The organism is Synechococcus sp. R6-5 (assembly GCF_047461775.1).
Lineage (GTDB): Bacteria > Cyanobacteriota > Cyanobacteriia > Thermostichales > Thermostichaceae > Thermostichus.
The window spans coordinates 1-5,540 of record NZ_JANSHV010000204.1; the positions used below are offsets into that span (position 1 = coordinate 1).

Sequence of the window (5,540 nt, forward strand, 5' to 3'; positions counted from 1 at the left end):
CGTCAGCATGAGTGCGGGAGTATGTCACGCGGGGAGATTCTCTTTTGGAAGTAACGAAGGGGCACTTTTTCTCCCCAACCGGCCAAGAGTAGAGGGCGTTGGATGTTCTGCTGCCGGTCGAGGGCCCACCCCGTGTAGGGATAGTGTTCTGCACTGCTCATGCGAACAGGCTAGGGTTTACCCATGAAGTTTCCCCCCGCCACACCCCGCCCGGGCAAGCGGCTGCCCCGCGGCTCATTTCCCCGCCTGAGCTCCTCCAACAGGGACAACCATCGCCGTCGGCGTTTGGTTGGTTTTGGTTTCATGGGCCACTGGCTGCTATGGGGAGGGATGGGCCTTCTTTTGGGGCAGCGACTCCGCTCTTGGGGGCAACCGGCTCCTCTGCAGTGGTGGCGCGTTTTGCCGGTGAGCAGTTCTGAGGGATCCCTGACTTTTGTCCAACCGGAACTGCCTCTCTACCACTCGTTCGCGTCAGTGGTGCGGAGCGCTTTTGCCGACAGGCTACTGCCCTGGCTGGCTCAGGGAACCGGGATCTCGGCTGAAGGGATCCTGCACATCTTCTCAGCTATGGCCTGCTTGGCCATTCTGCTGTTGTGCTGGAGCTGGGGCAACTTCTGGAGTGCCGGTCTATGGGGACTCAGCCCCTGGGTGTTGACCCAAGGGTTGGAGCCAGGCAGCGAGATTTTGGGCAGCCTGGTTTTGCTTTGCAGTTGTGGTGTTGGGCCGGGATCCACCTTGCGCTGGTGGGGTCTGGCCTTAGCCTGTGCCCTGTCCTATAAGGTTTGGCCCTTGGCTTTGCTCTGGGCAGGGCTGTGGACGAGCCAGCAGTGGCCACGGCAACCGTTGCGTTCGCGTCAGCAGTGCGGGGCATCAGGACTGCTTTTGCTGCTGCTGGTGATGGGGCTTTCCTGGCTGGGACGGTTTAATTTGCCGGCTACCTCTGCTGAGGTGATTCCCTATCCTCTCAGCTCCCAAAGTGGCTTGGCTGTTTTGGCTACTTTGATGCTGCCCTTGGGGTTGAGCTTGGTGCGGTTGGGCTGGCCCTGGGCAGAACGGCAGCAAGCCCTGCTCAGCTTGGCCGGTTTGGGCCATGTCCTCTGGATGGGGGCGCTGGCGACATGGTTTTGGGATCCCCAAGTGAACACCCTGCAGCAAAGTGCTCGCTGGGGTTTGGTGGTGCTCCCCTTCCTATGCCTGAGCGCCGGCGGCGTCTTGGCTGAGATCCCCTACCGGAGCTGGCGGCGGGTTTTGGGATCCCTACTCCTGGGCAGTTCTTTCTTGTTATCGTGGCAGGCATTGGCCTAAGGTATTCTTTCTCTTGCTTGCCATGACCCAGACCTCGTCCGCATCGGCACCGCGTAGCACTTCGCGGCCCTTGTTGCAAACCCTTTTTGCCCAACGGGCTCAGGCTGTGATCCCTTCTCCTTTCGGGGCGGAGATCCCAGGGGCGGTGCCAGTGGTTACCAGTTTTACCTTTGGGCTGGCGGATCCGCGTCTGTTCCCCAAGGCCGACTTGGCGCGGGCCACGGCGGAGGTGTTGGCAGAGGATGGGGACAATGCCCTCAATTACGGCGGCACGTTTGCCGGGCTGATCAACGTGGTGCTGCAGTTGATGCGGGATAGAGGGGTAGAGGCCCAGCCGGAAAACCTACTGATCGGCTATGGCTCTGGGCAGATCCTCGGCCTGTTGCCTCAGGTCTTCGTGGAGCCGGGGGATGTAGTCATTGTGGAAGGGCCCACCTTCATGGGGGCTGTCAGCCGTTTTGCGGCGGCAGGAGCGCGTCTGATCTCGATTCCGGTGGATGGGGAAGGCATGGTGGTGGATCGCCTGGAAGAGGTGCTGCGCGATCTGGCTCGCCAAGGGATCCGCCCCCGATTTGTCTATACCATTCCCACCTTCCAAAACCCCAAAGGCTGCACCCTCTCTGGGCCACGGCGGCAGAAATTGGTGCAGTTGGCAGCTGAGTACGGTGTGGTGGTGGTGGAGGACGAGGCCTACTACGACCTGCGCTTTGCCGGGGATCCCTTGCCCAGTTTGGCTGCGCTGGATCGGGAAGGCTGGGTTCTTCATGTGGGCACCTTCTCCAAGATTGTGGTGCCGGGAGTACGGGTGGGCTGGGCCTGTGGTCACCCTGAGATCATCCGCCGCCTGGAGATGTTTCGCAGCGAGGGATCCCTGGGGCCCTTTTTGGGCCGGGTGGTGGCCCGCTATTGCGGGGAGGGCCGTCTGCAAAGCCACATTCAACTCCTCACCCGTCGCTACCGAGAAAAGTGCCAGGTGATGCTGGAGGCCATCGCTCAATATTTTCCGCCCGAAGTCAAGGTGGAGGCCCCTGGGGGTGGATTTTTCGTCTGGTGTGAGCTGCCCCCTTCCCTAAGCGCCAGCACCTTGTTGCAGGCTACCCGTGCCCTGGGGGTCACCTTCCTGCCGGGCACCCACTGCTTTGCCGATGGCCAAGGGGAGCACGCCCTGCGCCTCGCCTTTAGCTACCAACCGGAAGAGCGCATTGTCAGCGGCATCCAGATTATTGGGGAGCAACTGCACAGACTGATGCACTCTCGCGTCACCTGCTCCCCACAGCCTTAGCCATGCGCCGGAAAAATTGCCCAACGCCCTTCACCAGGTTGGGTGCAGCTTCTGGACGAGCCGGGATCCCGGCCATGAGGGTGTAGTAGTCATCCAAGAGGGTGTGCTCTTCTGGAGAGACCGTGTTGTCCGCGATCATCAGGTTGCCGATTGCTCCCAAAAGTTGCATACGCTCGGTTTCGCTAGCCTGGGCAAGATAATCGGCCATCCAGCGCTCGGTTTGCTCCATCGGGATGGGCTCTTGGATCAGTTCTCGCAGCTCGGTATCGTGCTCCAAACCATAGCGGCGCAGCAGGGATCCCAAGTAGGCCAATTCCTGGGGTTCCAAATGCCCATCGGCCCAAGCAGAGCCGGCCACAATTTTAAGCATGAGCTGATGTTGAGTTGTGGGGTTCATGGTGGGATCCCTTGCTGAGAACTGTCAGCGATCCGGAGGCCTTAGAGGCTGAAGAGTTGAGGGGATGACCAGCTTCAACAACTATAGCCAGACCTTAGGTGAGCCATCTGCATTCGCGCCAGCGGTGCGCAGCCCTTTTTGCGGCTAGAATCGTTATCTATATTCACGGACACTGAGCTACCGCGATAGCGGGACGGAGTCCTTTTTCTCGCCCATTCTTGCAATGCTAAGCGCCTCTCCTTGCCAATTGGATCTTGCCATTCCGGCCCCAGGTCGGCTGTACCGCGGCAGCGGCATTCTGGAAGCTGTGCCCCTTGCGGTACTGGGATCCCGTGTGCTGGTGATCGGGGGGGAACGCTCCTTGGCTGTAGTTGAGGCCCCCCTGGAGCGCAATTTCGCCCGGGATCCCGCCCTCCAAGTTCACTGGACTACCTACGGGGTAGACTGCAGCGAGTCCGAGCTGGCGCGTTTGCAGGCGCTGGCCACGGCGGAATCGGTAACCGGCATCTTAGGAGTGGGGGGTGGCAAGGCACTGGATACGGCCAAGCTAGTGGCCCACAGATTGGGGATCCCCGTGGTTACCGTGCCCACCTCTGCGGCCACCTGTGCCGCCTGGAGCGCCCTATCCAATATCTACTCCGACAGCGGCGCTTTTCAGCGGGATGTGGCCTTGGATCAGGCCCCAGCCGCCTTGATCTTGGACTACGACCTCATTCGTCAGGCTCCCCCTCGCACCTTGGTAGCCGGGATCGGAGATGCCTTGGCCAAGTGGTACGAGTCTTCTGTCAGCAGCGGCGCATCGGAAGATGCCCTGGTGATTGGCGCTGTGCAGCAGGCCCGCGTCCTGCGGGATTTGCTTCTCCAGCAATCGGCGGCGGCCCTGCGGGAGCCGGGCGGAACTGCTTGGAAACAGGTGGTGGATGCTTGCATTTGCCTGGCAGGGATCGTTGGCGGCATGGGTGGGGCTAAGTGTCGCACCGTGGCCGCCCACGCTGTCCACAACGGGCTAACCCATTTGCTGGGGCACCGGGCCACCCTGCACGGCGAGAAGGTGGCTTTCGGCATTTTGGCCCAGCTCCGCCTAGAAGAGATCCTGCAGGGAAGCCAGTTGGCGCTGGCAGCACGTACCCAGTTGCTGGAGTTCTACCGCCAGGTGGGGCTGCCCCTCAACTTGCGGGATCTCAAGCTAGGTCACTTGGGATCCGCCGACCTGCTGCATGCTGCCCAAGTGGCCTGCCAGCCAGGATCCGACATCCACCACCTGCCCTTCCCCGTCAGTCCAGAAGCCCTGTTGGTGGCCCTTACCACCACAGACCTGACCAGCTCCAGCCCTGTTCTCCCTCGGCTGTAAGTCCTGGCAGAGGATATCTGTCTGCTATCCAACTCCGCCGGTACGGGCCTGGGTCGGCATTGTGGGCAGGCGGGCTTCGCCGTAGGCTCCAGAGGTGGCGCCCACCAAGATCAAGGCTCCGCCCATCCAAGTCCACCCATCCGGGATCTCGGCAAACACCCAAAACCCGATTAGGCTGGCCCAGAGCAGACGGGAGAAATCCAGAGGCAGCAGCATCGTCACCTCAGCCAGCTTGTAGGCCTGGGCGAGGGCCACCTGGCCAATGCTGCCCAGTAGCCCCATGGCCACCATCCACAGCCACTGCTCAGGAGAAGGCCAGGTCCAAACCCAGACGGCAGCCAGAAAGGAAAGGGGGGTCTGCAGCAGGCCCATGTAGGCCGTAATCGTGAGGCTGGACTCGGTGCGGGAGAGGATCTTGAGCACGATGGTCACCCAGGCAAAGAGTGCTGCCGCCCCCAAGGCCAGCCCTGTTCCCAGAGAAAACTCTCGGAAGCCTGGCCTCAACATCACCAAAGCCCCGGCAAACCCCAGGCCCAATCCCAGCCAGCGGGACGAGCGCATCTGCTCGCCCAACACCCATACCGCCATCGTGCCGGCAAACAAAAGTTGAACAAAGCTCAGCGCCGTAGCTTCTGCCAGAGGCAACAGGCTGGCTGCCCAAAAGGAGAGCAACATCCCCACCGTGCTGATCGCCGAGCGCAGGAGGTAAAACTCCATCTTGGCGGTGTGCAGAGACTGGATCCCAGCCCGCAACACCAGCGGCGACAGGGCGAGAAACCCGAATAGGTTGCGCAAAAACACAATCTGAAAGGGGTGAAGGGCGGGAGTGTTGAGCCGGATGATCGCGCCTAAACAGGCAAAGCAAGCAGTGGCCAGCAGCTTCAGGGCAACTCCTTGCCAGAGCCTTATTTTTCCCCACTCTGCAAAGCGGCTCAGCTGGTGGCGACACCACGTCTCCAAAGTCACAGCTCACACCCAAATGGTTTAGGCACTAAGTTTTCAGCCTTGAACTCTCAGCTTAAACGGACTTCCAGGGATCCGAACTGCGCCCCTGGGCACTCCTTGCTGCCCACCGGCCCCCCTGATTCCCAGGGGGAAAAAGATGGGGATCCCAAGACATGGCCATTTCAAGTAGCCATGAAACAACTCACCCCGTCGCTCCATAGCTCCCCTCTCTCTTTGGGAGAGGGGCTGGGGGTGAGGGC

At 61.0% G+C, this 5,540-nt stretch carries 5 protein-coding genes; 3 read left to right on the plus strand and 2 right to left on the minus strand.

Features of this window, described 5'->3' with window-relative positions; all coding sequences use genetic code 11:
- The first annotated feature begins 183 nt into the window (after nucleotides 1-183).
- Both NW818_RS10755 and NW818_RS10760 read left to right on the plus strand, forming a co-directional pair.
- Nucleotides 184-1,305: a hypothetical protein gene (locus NW818_RS10755; RefSeq protein ID WP_414424549.1), complete on the plus strand. Its 1,122-nt coding sequence runs from the start codon at nucleotides 184-186 to the stop codon at nucleotides 1,303-1,305.
- A 22-nt stretch (nucleotides 1,306-1,327) separates the two neighbouring features.
- A complete protein-coding gene (locus NW818_RS10760) occupies nucleotides 1,328-2,587 on the plus strand; it encodes a PLP-dependent aminotransferase family protein (RefSeq protein ID WP_414424550.1) in 1,260 nt (419 codons plus the stop codon).
- Here NW818_RS10760 and NW818_RS10765 read toward each other — a convergent pair.
- The gene (locus NW818_RS10765) at nucleotides 2,565-2,984 is read right to left on the minus strand and encodes a TerB family tellurite resistance protein (RefSeq protein WP_414424551.1); all 420 of its coding nucleotides are present in this window, start codon (nucleotides 2,982-2,984) and stop codon (nucleotides 2,565-2,567) included. The genes NW818_RS10760 and NW818_RS10765 overlap by 23 nt on opposite strands.
- A gap of 223 nt (nucleotides 2,985-3,207) precedes the next feature.
- Here NW818_RS10765 and NW818_RS10770 point away from each other — a divergent pair, with 223 nt between their 5' ends.
- A complete protein-coding gene (locus NW818_RS10770; protein WP_414424552.1) occupies nucleotides 3,208-4,335 on the plus strand; it encodes an iron-containing alcohol dehydrogenase family protein in 1,128 nt (375 codons plus the stop codon).
- A 24-nt stretch (nucleotides 4,336-4,359) separates the two neighbouring features.
- Here NW818_RS10770 and NW818_RS10775 read toward each other — a convergent pair whose 3' ends face one another.
- The gene (locus tag NW818_RS10775) at nucleotides 4,360-5,301 is read right to left on the minus strand and encodes a DMT family transporter (RefSeq protein ID WP_414329528.1); all 942 of its coding nucleotides are present in this window, start codon (nucleotides 5,299-5,301) and stop codon (nucleotides 4,360-4,362) included.
- Nucleotides 5,302-5,540: the final 239 nt, after the last annotated feature.

Coding starts and splice junctions, on each gene's coding strand:
- NW818_RS10765 (WP_414424551.1), bottom strand. CDS start 2,984: ATGAACCCCACAACTCAACATCAGCTCATGCTTAAAATTGTGGCCGGC.
- NW818_RS10760 (WP_414424550.1), top strand. CDS start 1,328: ATGACCCAGACCTCGTCCGCATCGGCACCGCGTAGCACTTCGCGGCCC.
- NW818_RS10770 (WP_414424552.1), top strand. CDS start 3,208: ATGCTAAGCGCCTCTCCTTGCCAATTGGATCTTGCCATTCCGGCCCCA.
- NW818_RS10755 (WP_414424549.1), top strand. CDS start 184: ATGAAGTTTCCCCCCGCCACACCCCGCCCGGGCAAGCGGCTGCCCCGC.